The organism is Kamptonema sp. UHCC 0994, from assembly GCF_029167235.1.
In the GTDB taxonomy this organism is placed as follows: domain Bacteria; phylum Cyanobacteriota; class Cyanobacteriia; order Cyanobacteriales; family Microcoleaceae; genus Kamptonema.
Map to the genome: position 1 here is coordinate 11,863 of NZ_JARFTR010000082.1, position 20,823 is coordinate 32,685.

Annotated in this window: 14 protein-coding genes; 4 read left to right on the top strand and 10 right to left on the bottom strand. The window is 43.4% G+C overall.

Annotated features, from left to right (window positions below):
• Window positions 1-23: 23 nt before the first annotated feature.
• Window positions 24-3,335, bottom strand: coding sequence for a DEAD/DEAH box helicase (locus tag PY364_RS08430; protein WP_275521795.1), 3,312 nt, complete (start codon window positions 3,333-3,335; stop codon window positions 24-26).
• Window positions 3,336-3,620: 285 nt separating this feature from the next.
• Here PY364_RS08430 and PY364_RS08435 point away from each other — a divergent pair, with 285 nt between their 5' ends.
• Entirely contained in the window at window positions 3,621-4,622 is a 1,002-nt protein-coding gene (locus PY364_RS08435; RefSeq protein WP_275521796.1) for a Gfo/Idh/MocA family oxidoreductase, read from the top strand.
• A 58-nt stretch (window positions 4,623-4,680) separates the two neighbouring features.
• Here the strand turns inward: PY364_RS08435 and PY364_RS08440 are convergent, their stop codons facing one another.
• Complete coding sequence (locus PY364_RS08440; protein ID WP_275521797.1) at window positions 4,681-6,012, bottom strand: TMEM143 family protein; 1,332 nt, start codon at window positions 6,010-6,012, stop codon at window positions 4,681-4,683.
• 225 nt (window positions 6,013-6,237) lie between these two features.
• Window positions 6,238-6,846: a fasciclin domain-containing protein gene (locus PY364_RS08445; protein ID WP_275521798.1), complete on the bottom strand. Its 609-nt coding sequence runs from the start codon at window positions 6,844-6,846 to the stop codon at window positions 6,238-6,240.
• Between the two features lie 914 nt (window positions 6,847-7,760).
• On the opposite strand from PY364_RS08445, the gene PY364_RS08450 reads away from it, so the two are divergent.
• Both PY364_RS08450 and PY364_RS08455 read left to right on the top strand, forming a co-directional pair.
• Window positions 7,761-11,837: a CHAT domain-containing protein gene (locus PY364_RS08450; RefSeq protein ID WP_275521799.1), complete on the top strand. Its 4,077-nt coding sequence runs from the start codon at window positions 7,761-7,763 to the stop codon at window positions 11,835-11,837.
• 318 nt (window positions 11,838-12,155) lie between these two features.
• Window positions 12,156-12,353: a DUF2949 domain-containing protein gene (locus tag PY364_RS08455; RefSeq protein WP_275521800.1), complete on the top strand. Its 198-nt coding sequence runs from the start codon at window positions 12,156-12,158 to the stop codon at window positions 12,351-12,353.
• An 81-nt stretch (window positions 12,354-12,434) separates the two neighbouring features.
• Here PY364_RS08455 and PY364_RS08460 read toward each other — a convergent pair whose 3' ends face one another.
• A complete protein-coding gene (locus PY364_RS08460; protein WP_275521801.1) occupies window positions 12,435-12,674 on the bottom strand; it encodes a hypothetical protein in 240 nt (79 codons plus the stop codon).
• Window positions 12,675-12,786: 112 nt separating this feature from the next.
• Here PY364_RS08460 and PY364_RS08465 point away from each other — a divergent pair, with 112 nt between their 5' ends.
• Window positions 12,787-13,278, top strand: a complete 492-nt coding sequence (locus tag PY364_RS08465) for a hypothetical protein (RefSeq protein WP_275521802.1) — start codon at window positions 12,787-12,789, stop codon at window positions 13,276-13,278.
• A gap of 253 nt (window positions 13,279-13,531) precedes the next feature.
• On the opposite strand, the gene PY364_RS08470 is transcribed toward PY364_RS08465, so the two are convergent.
• The 6 genes from PY364_RS08470 to PY364_RS08495 form a co-directional block, all read right to left on the bottom strand.
• A complete protein-coding gene (locus PY364_RS08470; RefSeq protein ID WP_275521803.1) occupies window positions 13,532-14,590 on the bottom strand; it encodes a folate-binding protein in 1,059 nt (352 codons plus the stop codon).
• 127 nt (window positions 14,591-14,717) lie between these two features.
• A complete protein-coding gene (locus PY364_RS08475; RefSeq protein ID WP_275521804.1) occupies window positions 14,718-15,098 on the bottom strand; it encodes a hypothetical protein in 381 nt (126 codons plus the stop codon).
• Between the two features lie 51 nt (window positions 15,099-15,149).
• Window positions 15,150-15,992 (bottom strand): transglutaminase family protein, encoded by an 843-nt coding sequence (locus PY364_RS08480; RefSeq protein WP_275521805.1) that lies wholly within the window; start codon window positions 15,990-15,992, stop codon window positions 15,150-15,152.
• A 421-nt stretch (window positions 15,993-16,413) separates the two neighbouring features.
• Window positions 16,414-16,638, bottom strand: coding sequence for a hypothetical protein (locus tag PY364_RS08485; RefSeq protein ID WP_275521806.1), 225 nt, complete (start codon window positions 16,636-16,638; stop codon window positions 16,414-16,416).
• 346 nt (window positions 16,639-16,984) lie between these two features.
• On the bottom strand, window positions 16,985-20,125 hold the full coding sequence (gene infB / locus PY364_RS08490; protein ID WP_275521807.1) for a translation initiation factor IF-2: 3,141 nt from the start codon (window positions 20,123-20,125) through the stop codon (window positions 16,985-16,987).
• A 277-nt stretch (window positions 20,126-20,402) separates the two neighbouring features.
• A partial coding sequence (locus PY364_RS08495; protein ID WP_275521808.1) for a YlxR family protein occupies window positions 20,403-20,823 on the bottom strand: 421 nt, incomplete at its 5' end.

A 20,823-nucleotide genomic window follows, 5' to 3' on the forward strand; every position in this document is an offset into this window, starting at 1 on the left:
ATGAATGATTTAGGCTTGCTATATTACTCTCCTTCTTCCTCAATAATAGCATTGCGGTCTAGTATTAGTAAATTACGTAATTGGTCTGTATCGAGTTCTGTCAGCCAATTTTCGCCACCGCCAACTACTTGCTCAGCTAGAGCTTTTTTACTTTCTATCATATCATGAATTTTCTCTTCTAATGTACCTGTGCAAACAAATTTATGTACTTGCACGTTGCGGGTTTGACCAATGCGAAAAACGCGGTCTGTTGCCTGATTTTCTACTGCGGGATTCCACCATCTATCATAGTGGAAAACGTGGGTAGCTCGCGTTAAGTTAAGACCAGTACCGCCAGCTTTTAGGGATAAAATCATAATCGGTGGCCCTTGAGGGTCATGCTGGAAACGGTCGATCATTTCTTCTCGTTGTTGTTGGCGAGTACCGCCATAAAGGAATAAGATTTCTCGACTAAATTGTTTTTCTAAATGCGCTTTGAGTAGATGTCCCCATTCGGCAAATTGGGTAAAGATTAAGGCGCGATCCCCTGCTAACATAACCTCTTCTAACATCTCATCAAGTCGCTGTAATTTGCCTGATTCTTGAGACTTAATTTCTATTTTTTTACCCTTCCCTTCTTGCTTCGATAAAATTGGATAGTTGCAGATTTGTTTGAGCTTAACTAGCAAGCCAAGAATCATTCCCCGACGCTGGATACCGTCAGCCGATTCAATAGCTGCTAATGACTCTTCAACAACTTTTTGATAAATGTTAGCTTGGTCAATTGAGAGAGGACAAAACACTGTCATTTCTTGCTTTTCAGGCAAGTCTTGGATAATAGTTTTGTCAGTTTTGAGACGACGTAAAATAAATGGTTGAACGAGGGAGCGTAAAGTTTGCAAAGACTCTTTATCTCCATATTTCTCAATCGGTATTGCAAATCGTCGCTGAAAGAAATTACGCTGACCTAAATAACCAGGATTAAGAAACTCTAAAATTGACCACAATTCTTGCAGTCTATTTTCTACTGGTGTACCCGTCATCGCAATTTTAAATGAACCCTCTATCTGTCGTACTGCTTGCGATTGTTTTGCCTCTGAGTTCTTAATATTTTGAGCTTCATCTAAGACTACACCTTGCCATTTAATGCTCTGAAGTTCTTTAGCATCTCGGTACACTAATGGATAACTGGTAATTATCAAATCTTTGCCCTTAATTGCGGTGGCAAAGGCTTTACCTTTAGGCCGTTTGTTGCCGTAATGTTGTAAAACTTTTAAGGTAGGGCCAAATTTCTTGACTTCGCGTTCCCAGTTGCCTAATACTGATGTTGGGCAAACCAGTAATGTCGGACTTTCTAGTAATTTTTGCTCTTGCAGGTGAAGAAGAAAAGCGATGAGCTCTGCGGTTTTCCCCATCCCCATATCGTCTGCCAAACAAGCACCTAAGCCCCATTTTTCTAAGAAAGATAACCAACCAACTCCCCGCGCTTGATAAGGCCGCAATTCTCCTTGAAAACTCTTAGGATTGATGGCGTTTACTGATTCATTGTTACTCAGAGTATTAAGTAATTCCTGAAGTTTACCTGTGGCTTCAAAGCTAACTACTGGCAGTTTTTCTATTGTCTGAGTGTCACCAGAAGCTAAACGCAAAGCATCTTCTAAAGAAAGTGTCAAACTTTCTTTACGACTGGCAAAGAAAGTTTGAGCGGCTTTGACATCAGGAGCTCGTAATTCTACCCACTCGCCATTTATTTCTACTAAAGGTGAATTGAGGGCGATAAGTCTGTCAAATTCTGCTTTGGAAATCTGCTGTCCACCTATTGTTAATTTCCACTTGAAATTTAGTAGGCTTTGTAAGCCGATCCGGTTGTCACCACTTTTTAATGAGGTAGTTGGCGTTTCTGCTTGAATACTTAATCCTAAACGACTTGCCCATCCTTCCCGATTCGCTAAACTTGGCGGCAAAATTACGCCTAATCCGGTGTCAGTAAATCGCCATGCAAATGATTTGATAAATTCATAAGCTTGCAGTGGATTAAGTTGACAATATTGAGGGCTTTGCTGTTGCAAGGTGGGTTCAATTAAGGGATAAAGTTTTGAGGCTAAACCCAAGCCACTTAGTAGGTTTTCTTGAGGAAATTCTAATGTCCTTCCTCGATAATTTAAACGCTCAACTGGGTGGTTCCAGATAGTTGCTGCATCGACTATAAATTCTGGGTCATCTGCGGCTTGGAGACAGTAATTTAAAGTCCAGTCTCTTTTACCTGATGAGGGTGGGATTAGGTGAAAACCAGTGTGAAATTGATTTTGTTCTGCGAGGGCTAAAAGTGGGGATTTCCAAGCTGCGATCGCATTTTCTAAATGTTCTAAGTCATCGGGTTCTGATTCTACAGTATTTGACTCTTGGTTTAAGGCTTTTAGCCACTCGCGTACAGCGCTTTTTGCTCCAATTTCTAAACTTTGATTGCCGACTATCCGCACTTGAGTATCGATGATTCTACTCAAAAATCCCTTTAGCAATTCTTCAGGAGTAGGCGGTAAATCTATTGATTTTGGTAATTGGTGATTGGTAATTGGTAATTGGTTAATTTCTTCTTGTTTGTCTCCTCTGTCTCCTTCTGCCTTCTGATAAGTACGGCAAGCAGTTGGCATTTGTTTAGCGAATTTTACTAGGCGAATCCTATCTATTTCACTGTCCAGTAATGGCTGCCAAATTGCTATTTTAGAACTGTTTGAACTTTCTAATGCTGGTAAGAATTTGCCTCTAGCTAGTAAATCCAAACTCCACCTACTGACGTGCGACCAAAAGCGTAAGTCTGAACCGACAAAAGATTCTGCATCTGCACCGAGGGGGAGTGCTTGTAAGAAGGTAAAAGCTTCTAGGGGGTGAAGATAGAATCCCTCTACTTGCCAGGGGTAAAGATACTGCGATTCTATTTCTGTAGTTTCTAAAGGTGTGGTTGCGGAATGCAGGGGAATTAGATTTTCTGTTGATGCTAATATCTGGGTAGGTAGTGCGATCGCGTGATTTTCCCAACGAGTTGAGAATTTTGGGGTTGTGATTTTTTGGCTTTGACTTTTCTGGGATGTTTTGAGGTTGGCTTTTTTTTGCTTTGAGGTGGCTTTGGTCTTTTCTTGTGGCTTTTCGATGATTTCTGGTAAGAGCCAATTAAGTTTTTTTGACTCGTGCAATGATGTTAAAAAACTATTTAATTCTGCTTCTGCCATTGTATATGGATTGTGCAGAGATTCGTTTGTATCAGGGGTCTGGTTTGCCGTAATTCTCCGCCAAGTTTCTCCCCAAATAAATAAATAACCGCCGCGCTCTAGTAGCCAAGTGCCATGTAAAATTGCCATTTAATTTATCCTTATAATCTCCCATTATTTGGAAGAGCTACTGCTATTGATTGAATGATTGTAAGTAATAAAGTCATAATATCATCTTAAGACTTTCCCACGAATCACGTAACGCCGCCCTCCGGGCGGTAATTGACTGTCCAGAGGGCGGCGTTATGGTATTAATTTTTAATTTTTAATTTTTAATTCCCTCTCGCACTCTAGCTGTTCTAATGTTACGATTGCCAGATAGAAGTGCATATCGTAGGCTGAAAGTATTGGAATTGCGTATTAGCGGTAAACCAGATGAATACTACCTCTCGTTTCTCGGTCACTTCCCCAATTAGGGTTGGTATTGTTGGTACAGGTTTTACCGCTAAGCTAAGGGCACAGGCTCTGGCGACTGATGAGCGATCGCAGCTTGTAACCGTTGCGGGTCATAGGCCTGAGAGTACGGAAGCCTTTAGCGAACAATTCCAGATTCAGCAATCGGTTTCTTGGCGGAAACTTGTAGAACGGGACGATCTAGATTTGGTAATCGTCTGTACGGTAAATCGGGATCATGGCGCGATCGCGCGTGCGGCCCTGGAAAATGGCAAGCACGTTGTTGTCGAATATCCCCTAGCATTGGACGCATCGGAAGCGGAACGCGCGATCGCGATCGCCCAGCAACAACAAAAATTGCTCCACGTCGAACACATTGAACTACTAGGCGGTTTGCATCAAGCTGTTAAGGAATATTTACCCGCTATTGGTAAAGTTTTCTATGCCCGCTATATTACAATCGCTCCCCAGCGTCCCGCACCTCAAAAATGGACTTATCAACATTCCTTATTTGGATTTCCTTTTGTTGGTGCTCTTTCTCGACTACACCGATTTACTGATTTGTTTGGGGAAGTCGCAAGTGTTACCTGTCAAAATCAATTTTGGGATACGGAACCTGATTTTTACAAAGCTTGTTTGTGTAGCGCTCAGTTGCGATTTGCTAACGGCATTTTAGCTGAATCTGTCTATGGAAAAGGCGAAACATTTTGGGAGTCAGAAAATACTTTTACTATTTATGGTGAAGCAGGAAAGCTAATTTTTACTCCAGAATCTGGTCAATTAATCCAAGGAGAAAATAGCCAAAATATTGAGGTTGGTACTCGGCGCGGTTTGTTCGTAAAAGATACAACAATGGTATTGGATTATTTAATAGAAGGAGTACCTTTGTATCTCAATTCAACAGCTAGTCTGTATACCCTAAAAGTTGCAAATGCCTTAAAAAAAGCTGCGGAAACAGAGAAAAGCATAGCGATTAACGATTAATTGTAAGATTGCAAGATCCGCCTGCCTTAGCCTTACCTGTCTCCTGCCTTCTTCTCCATCATTTTGCGTAGAGAAAAGCATTATCCCAAAGATAATCTATAACTGTTTTCGCATCATCCAAAGATGGAACTATACAACACCCCTGGGCATCATAAGTCAGCATAGTTAATTCCGGGGTATTCGCTTCATCACCACCATCCTTAATGATTTTGCCCCGTATTCCTTCCAAATTACCGAGAGGGCCTTGGATGTCGAAGTCAATTTTAGTACCGAATTTATTTTCCATCCATACCTCAATTCGGTCATCCAATTGTTCTGGCGTAAGCGGTTTTTTGCTAGTCATCAAGTGATAATAAGCAAGGATAATTTCTTTACATTCTTCCTCTTCTGCCGCATCAATTAACGCTCCAAAAACACTAGCATTATTAGCCAGATTCCTAAAGAAAAGAGTATCGGTTACATTCTTTTGAAATTTGACCTTTTTGTAGTTATAATTGTTATATTGCCTGAAACCTACTCCTCCTAAAGCCACCACCATCGACAATGCCGCTACCAATACGGGCAGAATATTCTCTACATTTTCCTTGCTGATATTGAAATTTAGGAAATTGGTTTTTCCGAAGAAGACAAACAAAATGACTCCGATAATCAGCAGCAATTGGGGTAAAACTTTTATAATCACCGAAGCACCAGCCCCAATAGCTGGAACGCCAAGCAAAAGACGATCTTTCCAAGTCATGCTAATTTTGATGTTTGGAAACAGGAATTCTAAATCAAATTTGGGGATGTTTTTGTAAAAATATATGTATATTTTGCCTGGTGTAAAATTAAGTTTTTCTGGCTTGGATTTTTTCGCAGCAAAATATGCAGCATCTTTGAATTTTAGTAACAAGACTACTCGATCAAAGGTATCAACTGTCTTTTCTACTTGCTTCAAAAGTTTCTTAACCGAAGCTGTTTTCTGAGTATCGCCACGATAGTAACAAACTATCTGCTCAAAGTCCTCAAAATCTACTTTTGTATTGAGTTCAAGTAACGAGTTTTCGTTAAGAGCCTGTTGTAACATTTCTTCAGATAAAATGACATAATTAGCTCTTTCAAGGATCGTCTTAAAAGCTGAAATCAGTTTGGCTTCCATTTCTGTCTGTTGAGCTGAGTTCGGTTCAATTCTCAGCTTGGTATCAGCATCAGGATTAAAGGGAACAAAGTTATCCTTTAATACCTCTAAAGTCTGATGCAACTGAAAATGGTAATAGGCCGACAATATTTCGCAGAAATCCCGGAATTTCGCGATCTCTGTAGGGGCTAACTGACCGTCTTCAACGCAAAGTTCGATCAAATCGGAGCGACGATAGGGGATAAAAGCTTCACGATCTTTGTAAACTGCCATAATATCTATCTCTTGGGTAGCATAGCTCTTACGAGCGGTGATTAAGGTAATAGCATAAACTAGGTTGTAACCTTTTCCCTCTTCCCTAACCCCTAGCCCCTAGCCCCTAGCCCCTCTTCCCTAGCTATAGTTGTCATTGTAAGCCAAAAATAGCTACAAAGTCTAAAAGGCGCGATTATACCGCGCCTTCACAAACTCAGAACTTCGCCTTCCCATCCCCTTAACTTAGAACAAGTCAGGAGGCAAAAGCACCTTATCAACTAAGACAATCACCCCATTGGCAGTACGACGAGATGACTGCACCACACTAGCGTCATTGAGTGTCAGTTGATCTCCAGCCTGATTAAGCTGAATTTTCATCGGCATACCTGCGGCAGTTTGCACCACACCGGCCTCTATTTCCTTGGCCGTAACTTGACCCGCAACTACGTGATAGTTCAGCACCTTAGCTAATTTGTCCTTATTCTCTGGCTTGAACAACTTCTCCCGGATGTCCGTAGGTAAAGCTGCAAACGCTTCATCCGTCGGCGCAAAAACAGTAAACAGCACCTTGTTGGGGTCTGCTTGGTCTTTCGCGCGGAAATTGTCAGTTAAACCAGCTTTGTTCACAGCCTCAGCAAAGGCTTGGAAGTCTCGGTAATACTTGATTGCAGAATCTAGTTCACCAGCAATCGTGCCGTCAACGCTGCGGCTTGTACCGCCAGAAGGGTTGAAGATACTGGCGGAGTAGTTAAACTGCGCCAACACTGGCAAGCTAATCAGGGCGCTTACACCAACAGCAGCTACAGCACCAGTGAGCTTTTTAATCCAATTTGTTTGATTTTGGGAATCCATCGCTTTTTTCTCCAAATTACGGCTGGATGCCCCCTGATCTTAATACTTTCAGACTTTGAACTTTTATCTGCCGAAAGACCAAATCCTTTACTACATAAGCAATGGAAAGGTTTTTCTTGGGTCAAACGCGAATTTTATAGCTGTGCTTGCATTGCATAGCTTTTACTCTAAGCTTTGACATCTATCCGTGTAGATAAAAAGATTGTACATGATAGGCGGTGAAATACATAGGGGTATTGGAAATTTTTTATAAAACTTAAATCGATGGAGAATGTGGTTCCCCTGAACAGGGAAATGGGATACAATGGCTGTGGGGTCACACCCCCCATCCAGGGTAATGATAAATATGTTAACGCTGTCGTTCAGTCGCTCGGCAGAGAAAAATTTTTTTGGCATCTACAGCAAAAAGTAACAATTTCAGGCTCGATCGCACGAGGGGCAAAATCCGGTTTCTCCGAAAAATCATCGGAGAGATATTAAGGCAGAAACCGGATTTTTTGCGTAAGTCCTAAATTTAAAATCCAGAAAAGACGAGCAAGCGACTAATTCTCTGCTTCTTGCTGAAGGCGATCGCGCAAATGTGAAAGTCATTTTAAGGTCTCAGGCTACCTGTGATTTCAACCTGTGATTTCAATCTTCCTTTGGTTAGGCTATTGGTATCACTCTTTAGATTTCATTACTCACCGATCTAAGACTTACGCAAAACTACCATTTTCTATCATTAGAGCGCCTGTGCGTAGCGCTTACGAAGCAAAGTCAAAAGCAATCTGAGGGTGTTAAGCAAGCCCGAAGCAAACCAAAACATTGATTCTTCGTTATTAGTGGGTAAGTCCTGTGGTGATTAGTAATTAAAAACAGACTAATACCTGCTAGATGCTTAGGAAAATCCTCGGCAATATATAAGGTCAAAAACGATGAAACCGGAACGTCATATTTACCTGCTAGTAACAACAGTCCCCACCCCTAATAAAGTCATCAAGAAACAAGATAGTGGTGGCTCTCGTTTGTGGAATCTCGGTAAGAAATCCTCTTTCTTGTTGCCTTTTGCCTCTTGTTTGCTGCCATCTTTAGTACAGGCTCAGCCTATTGTGCCAGCAGCCGACGGTACTAATACTACCGTCACCCCCGATGGGAACCGCTTCAACATCAGCGGGGGTCAATTATCCAGAGATGGATCGAATCTGTTTCATAGTTTCCAGCGATTTGGTCTCTCCCAAGGTCAAATTGCTAACTTTCTTTCTAATGACACGATTAGAAATATTTTAGCTCGTGTCACTGGTGGAGAAGCCTCAGTTATTAACGGATTAATTCAAGTTACAGGAGGTAATTCTAACTTATTCTTAGTTAATCCAGCCGGGATTGTATTTGGGCAGAATGCTCAACTGAATGTACCAGCTTCTTTTACCGCTACTACAGCCAGCGGCATTGGATTTGGCGATAATTGGTTTCAGGCTTTTGGGGCTAACAATTACTCAAATTTGCTGGGAACGCCGAGTGCTTTTGCTTTCCCAAATTCCGATCCAGCGGCGATTGTTAATGCTGGGAATTTGGCAGTCGAACCAGGTCATAATATAACGTTAATCGGCGGTACTGTAATTAGTATAGGCACTTTAGAAGCACCTGGTGGCACAATTACTTTAGCTGCTGTTCCTGGTGAGAAAATAGTACGGATTAGCCAAGAAGGGCGGCTATTAAATTTAGAAATTACACCTTTGTCGGCAGAATCGGGAATTTTGAATGCCGATGCCAGAAATTTTGCACCTCTTTCTTTGCCACAAATGTTGACAGGTGGAGGTAGCAGCCACGCAACAGGAATATCAGTTAATGCTGGCGGGCAAGTGGTACTTACGGGTGGGATGCCTGTGCAGGAAGGGGCGGTAATTGTGGCTGGTAATGTAGATGCTTCTAGTTCAGATCGATCGCCAAGTTTACAAATGGGAGGAACTGTTGAAATTTTAGGCGATCGCATTTTCTTAAGTAGTGCCAAAATTGATGTTTCAGGTATTAGTGGCGGTGGTACAGTGAAAATCGGCAATGGAGAAATTTCTAGTAATTCTCAATTCTTAAATGCCACAGAAATTCATATCAGTAGTGATTCTGAGATCCTAGCTAATGCTGAGATAAATGGCAATGGTGGTCAGGTAACAATAGGCAGGTGGGGAGGTTTAACAACAACTGATTTTAATGGTCAAATTAGCGCACTTGGTGGCAGCAACTCAGGTGACGGTGGCACTGTTGAAATTTCAGGTAGCGGTACTTTTGCCGGAACAGTAGATTTAAGTGCTACCAATGGCAATACTGGTATTATACAACTCAATTCTGAAAATATTGTAGTTGGGCAAAATTCAGCTAATAGTCAATATTTAACCGACAGCCAACGACTTACTATTTCTGAAAATGTACTGGAAAATTTAACTGCAAATGCTGATGTTGTTCTCAATGCTAATAACGATATTACTATCAATAACTTAGCTGAAAAACCGCTCAATTTGAACCCTAATAGTGAGGTAAGGTCGTTTGCTTTTGTTGCCGACGCTGATAGCAATGGCATTGGTTCATTTTCTACAAGTAACTCCCAATCTGCAATTTTGACCAATGGAGCGGCACTGAGTATTTCAGGTCAAAATCTAACGATTGGTAAAATCAATGCCAGTGGTGGAGCTATTAACCTAACTGGGAATAATATTAGTTTAAGGGGTGGAGAAAGTTCGGTTTCTAGTAGTGGTGGCTCGATATTTATTGCGCCTCGGACGGCAGAACAAGCAATACAAATTGGTGGTATTGCACAGAATATTTCAAATACACTAAATCTGGAAAATTCAGATATGGCAGCTTTGGATAACGGCTTCAAAGCAATTACAATTGGTAGATTAGATGGTAGAGGTGCAATTACTGTCAATGCGGTGCAAGTAAATGACCCAGTAGCATTACAGTCGCCTGGGGGAACCGTAGCAGTGCAAGGAGAAATTATTGGAAAAGATGATGCCTCTGTGACTATAAATGCACAGTCAACGGTATTGAATGCCAATATTACGACCAACAATAGTGATATTAATATTAATAGTGCAGTAACTCTCACTAACGATGTTTCTTTGAAGACGGGGGAAAGTGCGGGCAATATTGCGATTGCTTCTACATTAAATAGCAAAGAAAATGAAGCTCACAACCTGACATTAACCGCAGGAACAGGTAATATTACCTTTAAAAGTGCAATAGGTAGTGGTCAAAATCAACAACTAGGTAATCTTTCTATTGAAAGTGCTAACAATGTACAAGCTGATGCAACTATTGCAGCAGGAAGCGTGCAGCAGTCAGCGGGTGTTGGTAAAACTACTCTTAGTGAAGTCCAAACAACGGCTGCTAATGGTGTTGATATTACTACTGGTGGCGATATAAAAACAGGAAATATTACAGCCAATGACGGCGATATTCGATTGACAAGTCAAACTGGAAATGTCACTGTTGGTATCCTAAATTCATCTGCAAGAGTACATGAACGTTCAGGCAATATTAATGTAAATGCTGCTGGCAATATCAGCACGGGTTCAGTTATTTCTTTTGGCTTTGAGCGTGGGGGAGATATTAGCCTTACCAGTCAAAATGGTGGCATTGCTGTGGAATCAATTAATGCTGGAAGTAGAAGCGGGAATACTGGCAATGTCCATGTAAAAACTGCTCAGTATTTCCGGGTTTTGAACGGTGACACAAAAGTTGAAGGTCAAAGTTTAGCTGTTCACAGTCAACAGCCAAAAGTTAACAAGCAACAGGTAAATGATACCTATGCTTCTGTTGTACAAATTGAGCAGGTTCGCAGTCAGGAAATTGGTCGTCAATTAGGGGCTAATGTTAAACCATTGAACGGTCAAAATATCCAAGCATCTCTTACTAGAATTGCACAGCAAACGGGAAAAAAAACAGCGGTAATTTACGTTGTATCTCGCCCTGAACAATTAGAATTAGTGTTGTTAACTCCCGATGGCAATCCTATTTTTAAGAGTGTCTCGGCTGCTAATAGCGACGCACTGCGGCGACAGGTACAAAAATTAATTGGCGGACTTAGTCACCGTCCTGATGAAAGTAATGCTAATAGTTATTTGAGTGCTTCTCAGCAACTTTATCAGTGGTTGATTGCGCCTTTAGCAGCAGAGTTAGAAAAGCAGAAAATAGATACTCTAGCATTTTCTTTAGATCCAGGAATGCGGAGTTTGCCTTTGGCTGCTCTCCATGATGGGAAACAATTCTTAGTACAAAAATATAGTCTCGGTTTGATTCCTAGTATTAATCTAACTGATACAAGTTATCAAAATATCAATAATGTCTCGGTTTTAGCAATGGGTGCTTCGCAATTTAAAGACCCACAAGTTGTACCTTTACCTGCTGTACCTGTGGAGTTGTCTACAATTACGCAGGATAGGGGCGGTCATTCTTTCTTAAATCAAGAGTTTACTTTAGATAATCTCAAGGCACAACAATCTAGGGGACAATTTGGAATTATTCATTTAGCAACTCACGGTTCTTTTGACCCAAGTATGCCTAGTAATTCTTATATTCAAATGTGGGATGGGAAACTGCGCTTTGAGCAGTTACGGGAGTTAGGAAAGCAGCGCTTAGAGTTATTGGTTTTGAGTGCTTGCGAGACGGCTTTTGGTAGTCAAGATGCGGAATTAGGTTTTGCTGGTTTGGCGGTGCAGTCGGGTGTTAAGTCGGTATTGGCGAGTTTATGGCAAGTTGATGATGCTGGCACTTTGGGGTTGATGAGTGAGTTTTATCGGCAGTTAAGTTTGCAAGGTTTGACTGTGAAGGCGGAGGCTTTGAGGCAGGCACAAATTGCGATGATTGATGGGGATTTGCGCGTGGAGGGAGGGCAGTTACGAAGTACCAGTCGCGGAGGAGAGGCTGTTAGTTTGCCATCAACTGAGGGGCAAGTTGTCGCGAATTTATCACATCCTTATTACTGGGCTTCTTTTACGATGATTGGTAGTCCTTGGTAGGTGTTGTTAACTGTTAACTGTTAACTGTTAACTATTGGTAGACTGTGTTGCTTATCCTATTACTAGGCTATTACTGGGATTAGATCAGCTTTTATGTATTTAATTATAATCTTAATGTATAGACCTCTTACTCTCCTTCCTTTGCAGGGAAGAGTTGTACATTTGTGATGTAGATCACGCCTAAAAGTCAATTTTGTCACATGGTTAATCGACTTTCTATCACATAGACTAAGGAAAACATGATTAAGAATAAAGTTAGTAAATTTGTAATTCATTTTATTTTGTTACAGCACTTTACAAAACAACGGAAAACTGGCGATGAAATCTACGAGAGATGCTCAATTAATTAATTTTTTACGAGGGGAGTTGGCGATACCGACTGCTGCGATCGCGATCGCTCTCCGACAAAGCGATCGAGATACTAGCCAATTACCGATAATTCTTTGGCAGTACGGTTTAGTCAGCTTGGAACAGTTAGACCGAATTTTTGATTGGTTGGCAACGGTAAGCAGTTAAGCAATTAAAAATTAAAAATTAAAAATGTGGGAACGTCAAATCACCGTTAACGGTTAAGGGTTAACGGTTAACTTTTAACTTTTAAGGATTAAGGCGTTTGGAAACCTGGCTAACTATGCCGCTCAGAATTGCCCCTCCCATCAGAAGGCCAAGAGCGGGGGTAAATAATGGCTGCCAAAGTGAGTACCATAATTCGAGGCCAAGGCTGACTCCAACGGAACGACCGATGACTGCGATCGCAAACCATCCGAAACTGACCAAGACTAAGAATACATTAGCTACTAACAATATATTTAGCCAATTGAGAAATTTATCTTTCATTGTTCGCGGTATTGATTTTATAGTTGACCTATCCCTGGACTAAATTCAAGGGGTTTTGATATCATTTTCTTATAAAATATCATTTAATTGTTGCTATACAGTCTGTGAAAATATGGTTCGCTACACACTTGCACAAAGCCCAGAAGTTATTCTGACTGTCAAGGGCAGAGATTCGGTCAAAGCTCGCGAAGAAGCGATGGATCAGCTCATGGAACTAATGGACGCAGGCTCGCTCACTACGGAGCTCAAGGAGGGATTTGGGCCAAAGCAATTTATTGAGGTGAAAGAACCCGAAGATAGTGGTTCTGATGAGGAGGATGGTATTACTCAGGCGGTACAAATTCTGAGCAATCTAGCTACTTTAAAGCTAAAAGTGATGGAATCTCGCGATGAGGCTCTCAAGGTTCGTGCTGCGATCGATATTCTATTTACGGATGAGGCTGTAACTGTTGATGAGATTGCCAATCTCAAAGATGGCTTCAAGGTTCTTAAAAATTTTGCTCAAGCTAATGTCCGCTATCGAGAAGCTAGAGCTAAAGCTGAGGATGCTCGTACAGTTCTCGATGCAGCTTTGCAATCTGCTGAGTCTGAAGTCAAGAAGTAATCGCAATTAAGAATATCATTAGATTGCAGATGCTTGTAGCGATCGCGTTTCTAGTGTGCGATCGCCACAACTCGAATACAATCAAGGCAGACATTTTTTATTTAACTTATAGCAACCTTCTTGGCAGTTAAGACTTTCTGAGTTCCACCAAACTCGCTGATTCTATTCCCTTCTTCCCCTTCTTTCCCTTCTTTCCCTAGCCTCTAGCCCCTAGCCCCTAACCCCTAACCGCCTTGGCGGTTGCTATAGTCTTTTATTCTGATCCTAAAAACGGCACATTTACGACTTCCGCATCTATTTCTCCTACCTGCACCTTCAAGCCTTCACCGCCAGCTTTAGTACGGATATAAGCAAGACCAAAAGACCCTTCATCAGTCGCAACAAAACTGGTTAGCTTACCAACTTTTTCTTCTCCAATTGTCACCGCTGTACCCACCTCGACATCACCACTCAAACGAATGCCCCAAAGCTGTTGTTTAACTCCTTTGTATGTATTTAAACGAGCAATTGTTTCTTGACCAATGTAGCAGCCTTTATCATAAGAAATTGTATTCAAAAGGCGGGCTTCCAGAGGGTTATATTCATCTGTAAGTTCAAAATCTGGTGCTGGTCGTCCTTGTTCGATTCGCAGATATTCCCACACGCGATCGCCTGCGGGAATCGCCCCATTTTGTACTAATTTATCCCAGAGATTTGCTGCCTGATTTCCATTGACAATAATCGTATATCCGCTAGTTGCTAATCCGCTACCTACAACAATGCGAATACTGCCTTTATCGGTACTATTTTCTATTAAATTGTGAGTACCATAAGGCTTGCCTTCAATCCCTGTTATTCCCAATTTATCTAATAATTTATCGCTTTGTGGCCCAATTAGGCTAAAGGTAGCAGTGGCATCAGTTACATCTTTAAGTTCCACCTTATCCATTGGAAAAATATATCGATCTAGCAACTCTAAGAGTTTTTGACGGCGGCTAGGGGAAACTAACAGCAAGACTGTATCTTCTGTAATAATAGCGGTAGCAAGGTCAATTGTTCTGGCAGTAGATGTGACAAAAACTGTGTCACAGCCTTGTCCTGGTTGCAGAATATTGAAATTGTTGGTACTTTGGTTGTGTAAGAATCGGAGTCTATCTTCACCTGAAACTTCTAGTCGTCCCCAGTGAGTGCGATCGCACAATATAACGCCTTGGCGCGATGCTAAAATAGCCTCAGCATCATTGCCAAAACTAACAGGGACATTTGCCTCGGTAACTGAGGAAATAAATTCTGCACCTGTTGATGCTTGAATATCATGCAATTCTTGAATCATAATTAAATTTGAGATTGTAAGTAAAAGGAAGAAGGAAGAAGAAAGAAGGAAGAGGAAGAAGGATTTACTTAGATTTAGGTAAAAGACTGTGTAAGATAGTTAACAGTTAACAATTAACAATTAACAATTAACTAGGCAATTGTGCAAATATTTCATCTACTAATTGGGTGGCTTTTTCATCAAGGCGGTTCCAATCTACGTTACCAGTCTCGTCAATCAGACTGGTATCTATCTCAACTTCTACACTTTGGCTTTTTACATGGGTAGGAGTGTAGTTGCTAAAGCAGACTTGATAACAAAGTTCCCACAAATCCACGCACATTTCTTTGCCTTGATGTTCTAAGCATAACTGATAGCCGGGAACTGGGAGCTGTACTTCTTGATAAGTACCTTTCCATACTGATTCGTCTAACTGTTTGCGAATGTTATCAATCAGTCGGATCAGGGCTGGCTGCATCAGCAGTTCAGCTTGCTGCCACGCGATCGCATTAGTTATTTTTGGTTTCATAAAAACTGAAATTGGACTGCACTAACCGCAGTTTACGGAAATGATATACTTTTAAGCAATAGCGATCGCATCTCCTCTAGACTCAAAATCATCCTGCTGAGCATTACCTTCCGCCACTTCTGCAAATACCTTCATCTCCTTCATCTCTACCGCACCAAACAGAGTCCCAAAAGATACATCTGCCGCATCCCTACCCGTACCAATGCGGATAATTCCACTCAAAGGTACAAGCCGCGTCGCATCGAATAAATACCAGCGATCGCCTAGGTAAGCCTCAAAACAAGCGTGAAAATCAGGCGGTTCCAGCTTATAAGCATAAGCAGAGACAAAACGAGCAGGTATATTTAATGCTCGACAAAAAGCAATTCCTAAATGGGCGAAATCGCGGCACACACCCGCTCTTTCAGTCGCAGTATCGTAAGCCGAAGTCTCCGAATCTGTACTCCCAGATAAGTATTTTACTTTATCATAAATCCAATCACAAATAGCCATTACTCTCGAATATCCAGGCTGTAACTCTCCAAACTCAGACTCAGCCAAACCCGCCATTAAATCTGACTGGCAGTAGCGGCTAGGGTAGAGGAAATGGAAGGTTTCCGCAGGCAAATTAGCTGGTTCGACTTCCGCGATCGCTTTGTGGTCAGCATAAAACTGTGACAATTCTACCACTGCGTGATAACTAATTTCTAAATCTCCAGGTGTTGCATTGACTCGGATGTAGCGGTTTCCCTCCAGAGGGCTAATATATTCCTCCACTTTCTGTGGTGGCTCTAGCTTGAGTTCTTCATGTAAAATATTTTGACAGTTAGTCTTTACTGTCTGGATATTAAATATCATCGTTGTGGGTTGAACAAGAGCGTATTTTAGTTGACAGCCAACGTTAAATTTTTTCATAAGATATGTACCTTTAGATATCTAATATTGTAGCTGGTTAATCGCTTTAATTGTTTCTAACCAGAATATTAGAAGGATCACAAATATATGACTTAAAAGACTGTTTGTAAAGCCGCCCTCTGGGCGGTTATTTTACCGCCCAGAGGGCGGCGTTAAGTATGCAACCGCCACGCGGTTAAGAAATAAAACTAGGTAGGGGCAATTCATGAATTGCCCTACTTGTCCTAAGCATTATGGCGATTGCTATACATAGCAACCGCCAAGACCGTTAGGACATTCTCAATTACTATTAATTTTTAATAGTTTCCTTTTGGTGGGTTAAGTTGCGCTCAAAGATTTATCTATTGGTAAATTAAGTTAACGCCGCGCTCTACCCACCCTACAACATTACGACAATACGAAAAAGCTGTGTTTGCTAAAGTTAGTAAGCCAAAGTTTCTAAAGTTTCCCGCAGATAACTGCTAACTTGCTGGTCAAGGGTGACAGTTTCCTGCTGTTGTTCAATATCGCGCTCTACCTGCCACCGTTGAAACCCAGAACTCGCCGCACTTGCTTGCTTCAAGCTTTCCCACATTTCTGAATCTTCGCGAAGTTGGCTTAGCGATGGAGCTTGATATTCTTGAGGAGTAGATGCAGAATTAACCATAGCTTTAATTTCAATCGCTTGTCTGGACTTAAACGATAGCCTTGAGTTAGCCTATCTCAAAAAATTATACAACAAAAATCTGTAATGTAATCATTATTTAGAAATGGGTGCTGCCTGTTCTCGATCGAAAAAATCTGAGGCGATCGCATCTATTGAAATTGTTGGCAATATTGCTGTATCAGAGGCTACAAAGGGTAAAAATTGATAGATTTGTCATCCGAAAACTGTACTTTTGAGAGTTATAAGTTATAAGTTTTGAGTTTTGAATCAAAAAGAAGAGTTGCGATCGCGAGTTCATCCTCGAAACTCGCAACTCATCTTCCCACTCAAAACTCATCACTCACAACTATTGAGAAAGCGTCCGTCGCTTCGTAACCATGCGGTAGGCTTCAATAATGTCACCTTCTACCCAACTGCTAAAAGCATTCAGAGAAATACCGCATTCGTAGCCTGCGTTGACTTCCTTAACATCCTCCTTCATCCGCTTGAGGGAATCAAGAATGCCTTCATGGAGGATATTAGAGCCTCGGCGTACCCGCACCTTGCAGTTGCGGATGATCTTGCCAGAAAGGACATAACAGCCAGCCACAGCCCCACGACTGATAGGGAACACAGTTCTGACTTCCACTTGGCCCAGAGGTTCTTCCACCAGTTCTGGTTCCAGCAGGCCTTCCATTGCCCCTTGAACATCGTCCAAGAGGTTGTAGATGATGTTGTACTCCCGAACATCTACACCCTCTCGGTCAGCGGCTTGACGTGCGCCGGCAGCGAGGGTAGTGTTGAAGCCAATAATCACGGCCGCACTGGCTGCGGCGAGGTCAACGTCTGTCTCCGTAACTTCTCCAGGGGCAGCTAGTAGCAATCTAAGCTGCACTTCTTTTTGAGGTAGTTGTCGCAGGGCTCCCACGATCGCCTCAACTGACCCTTGGACATCTCCCTTCAGGATCAAATTGAGTTCCTTGAGTTCGCCTTCCTTGGCTTGTTGCGAGAAACCGCTGAGGCTGATTCTGCCTTGTAGCAAACGAGATTCTCTGGCTCTATCTACTCTCGCACCCGCGATCGCAGCAGCTTCCTTCTCATTTTGGAAGACATCGAACTCATCCCCAGCACGAGGCACATCTCGCAAACCCAAGATTTCCACTGCAAAGGACGGGCCAGCGGCCTCAACCCGCTTACCTCGGTCATCAATCATTGCCCGCACCTTACCTAAAGCAGAGCCGGCAACAATAATATCTCCTACCCGCAGCGTGCCATTTTGCACCAGCAGCGTAGCCACCGGCCCTCTGGCCTTATCGAGGTTAGCTTCGATCACCGTTCCCTTAGCAGCGCGGTTCGGGTTGGCATGGAGGTCTGCAACTTCTGATACCAGGAGAATCATCTCCAACAGCGTATCCAAGTTTTCTCCTTGAATAGCACTAACTGGCACCATAATCGTATCCCCACCCCAGTCTTCTGCAACCAAGCCGTACTGAGTGAGTTCCTGCTTCACTCGTTCCGGCTGAGATCCTTCCTTGTCTACTTTGTTAATTGCCACAACAATTGGCACTTCGGCAGCTTTGGCGTGGCTAATAGCTTCTATCGTCTGAGGTCTTACCCCATCGTCAGCCGCCACCACCAGCACCGCAATATCTGTCACCCGCGCACCGCGTGCCCGCATGGCAGTAAAAGCTTCGTGACCAGGAGTATCCAAGAACACTACCTGCTGCATCTTGCCTTCGTGTTCCACATCTACGTGATAAGCGCCGATGTGTTGCGTAATACCTCCAGCTTCTCCTTGAGCGACCTTAGTTTTGCGAATCGAGTCGAGCAAAGTAGTTTTACCGTGATCGACGTGACCCATAATCGTCACTACAGGGGGACGGCGTTGGAGATTTTCCAAATCTGCCTCAGAAAGCATTTCAATGACTTTCTTGGCTTCGGCTTCTTTCTCAGCAGTTTCTACTGGGACTCCCAACTCTTCAGCGACGAGGTGAATCGCCGAAATGTCAAGAGTTTCCGTGATGCTGACTGCCATTCCTTTAGAGAACAGCCGCCTAATAATTTCAGTTTCAGCAACAGCAAGAGCCAGGGCCAGTTCTTGAACAGTCATCGGCCCGCTGAGTACCAGTTTTTCTGGACGTTCTGCCTTAACTTCCGTCGCTTGGCGACGGCTACCTCGGCTTTGTCCGCGCTCGGAACTGCTAGAATCCCTTGGTGCTCCGGGTTTTTTATTTTTGGCAGAAGACGGGCCTACTAGCGCTGCCACAGGAGTTGCTGCTTTAGGCACGGCGAAGCCTTTAGGCTTCGAGGGTCTGGCTAAGGAAAGGCTGACCACAATTGGTTCTGGCATTTCCAGACCATTCTCGTTGTCATCGTCGTCTTCGTCGATCGGTGGTTTAACGCGAGTGCGTTTGCCCTTGGCTGCAACTTTGGCTGCCTTACCGGGGAAATCTGGACTTTCTTCGTCGTCTTCTTCCCATACCTGGGCTTTCTTCGCGGGACGAGGCAGAGTCGGCCGATCTAGCAGAGATATCTCTGTTAGTGGCGTATCTTCTTCTTGTTCGTCGCGGTCATCCCCCATAGCTGCCGTGTCACTGCTACCCCGGCGATTGGGCGCGATCGCACCTGGCATTGCTGGAGCAGTTCTGCCTGGCCCTGGTCGTCTCGGTTCCTGAGCCGGTTGAGGCCGACTGGGGCCTGAACCTTCCCGGCGCGGTCTCAAACCTTCTGGAGCTTCACCTCCTGGCGATCGCTGACCGCGACTGGGGCGGGCAGGTTTAGCTGGGTGATCCCCTGATTGTCCCGCTTCTGACTGCTCTTGGTCAGTTTTTGCCTGTTTGAGTACCGGCCGAATCCCCTGATTTCCTGGGGCTCGGTTCGGGTTGTCATCGGGTCTAACTGGCGGAGATGAGAGTTTCGGCAACGGCGGCGGAGGTGAATTTGTCGCCCTCGCTTGTATGGGAGCCGGAGGGTTTTGGTGAACTACATCTAGGGGTACAATTGCCGGCGCGTTTGATTCCCCTGAGTCTTCACCGCCATTTTCGGGCGCAACTCCAGGGGGATTAGCACTCGGTTTTGAGGGAATCGGTCGATTGATATTGGGTTTGGCGGGGGGCTGTAGCTGAGTAGCTGGCAGTCTGGGGGGAGTTGCCGTTGAAGGCTGGGGGGTTGTGTTCTCCTCATTGCCGGACTGCTTAGAATTTGCACCTGGGCGCACTTTAGGTCTGCGTATTTCTAAAATTTGCTGTTTTTTGGGGTCATTAGAACGGGGGCCAGATTCTCTAGACGGGGAAGCAGCCCGGTCAGGGGGGGCTGGCTTGCCGGGAGCAGAGTGGCTGGCTACGTATTTTTCGGCTGTTTTGCGAATACGTTCAGCGTCTGATTCTGAAATCGTGCTGCTGTGGCTCTTGACTGAAATATTGAGCCCCTCACAAACCGCCAAGATGTCTTTATTATCCAAATTTAGTTCCCGTGATAACTCGTAAATTCTTACTTTGCCGTTGTTCATCCACTCTAGCCCTCTCAGTGCCAACCAGTTTTTACATTGCAATTTACTCTAATGACAACATCGTTTTATTGAGATTAGTGTCAAGAATCGGGGCGCGGGCACTCTGCCAGCGGGCCCGTCGTTTGGACGTAACCTACTGATGTCTGCCGCGAGATTTGTCTCAAGTCTTTGTAGGAAACTGTGAATTTTGAAGTTTTAGTCCCGGTTTGAGCCGGAATTTGCTTTCGCTATTCGTTGTTCCCGATTGAGCATACCTCTGTTGGTACCCTGCCCTTATCTAATCTGACACAAATCTTTTAAGACTGGTGGGTGGATCGGATTGGGGTTTTGGTGCTGGCGCTGCTGAAAGTTCTTCGCTACCCCTAGATGGGGTTTGTCCGAAGGGTTCAGCAGACAGCTTATGGGAGGCTGGGGAAGGGGTGGCTAAACGTTGCCAAAGTGTTTGGTACAGTTCGTTAGACACAGATGCTTTGAGCGATCGCCCAAGTCGATTTTTTTTTTGAGCTGCTTTGAGGCATTCTGCTTCCGGGCACAGATAGGCAGAACGACCCATACCCATATCTAATTGTACCTGATGACAAGGATAGAGCCTGACTAATCGCCAAAATGCTTCTTTTGGCCCTAATTTTCTGCAACTTATGCAGCGACGATAGTTCGGTTTCATCTGTTTTTGTGGGCTGTACAAGTTCGTAACGCCG

What these genes read in the sequence shown, in the direction of transcription:
- PY364_RS08430 (WP_275521795.1), bottom strand. Translation starts at nt 3,335, where the DNA reads ATGGCAATTTTACATGGCACTTGGCTACTAGAGCGCGGCGGTTATTTA.
- PY364_RS08435 (WP_275521796.1), top strand. Translation starts at nt 3,621, where the DNA reads ATGAATACTACCTCTCGTTTCTCGGTCACTTCCCCAATTAGGGTTGGT.
- PY364_RS08440 (WP_275521797.1), bottom strand. Translation starts at nt 6,012, where the DNA reads ATGGCAGTTTACAAAGATCGTGAAGCTTTTATCCCCTATCGTCGCTCC.
- PY364_RS08445 (WP_275521798.1), bottom strand. Translation starts at nt 6,846, where the DNA reads ATGGATTCCCAAAATCAAACAAATTGGATTAAAAAGCTCACTGGTGCT.
- PY364_RS08450 (WP_275521799.1), top strand. Translation starts at nt 7,761, where the DNA reads ATGAAACCGGAACGTCATATTTACCTGCTAGTAACAACAGTCCCCACC.
- PY364_RS08455 (WP_275521800.1), top strand. Translation starts at nt 12,156, where the DNA reads ATGAAATCTACGAGAGATGCTCAATTAATTAATTTTTTACGAGGGGAG.
- PY364_RS08460 (WP_275521801.1), bottom strand. Translation starts at nt 12,674, where the DNA reads ATGAAAGATAAATTTCTCAATTGGCTAAATATATTGTTAGTAGCTAAT.
- PY364_RS08465 (WP_275521802.1), top strand. Translation starts at nt 12,787, where the DNA reads ATGGTTCGCTACACACTTGCACAAAGCCCAGAAGTTATTCTGACTGTC.
- PY364_RS08470 (WP_275521803.1), bottom strand. Translation starts at nt 14,590, where the DNA reads ATGATTCAAGAATTGCATGATATTCAAGCATCAACAGGTGCAGAATTT.
- PY364_RS08475 (WP_275521804.1), bottom strand. Translation starts at nt 15,098, where the DNA reads ATGAAACCAAAAATAACTAATGCGATCGCGTGGCAGCAAGCTGAACTG.
- PY364_RS08480 (WP_275521805.1), bottom strand. Translation starts at nt 15,992, where the DNA reads ATGAAAAAATTTAACGTTGGCTGTCAACTAAAATACGCTCTTGTTCAA.
- PY364_RS08485 (WP_275521806.1), bottom strand. Translation starts at nt 16,638, where the DNA reads ATGGTTAATTCTGCATCTACTCCTCAAGAATATCAAGCTCCATCGCTA.
- infB (WP_275521807.1), bottom strand. Translation starts at nt 20,125, where the DNA reads ATGAACAACGGCAAAGTAAGAATTTACGAGTTATCACGGGAACTAAAT.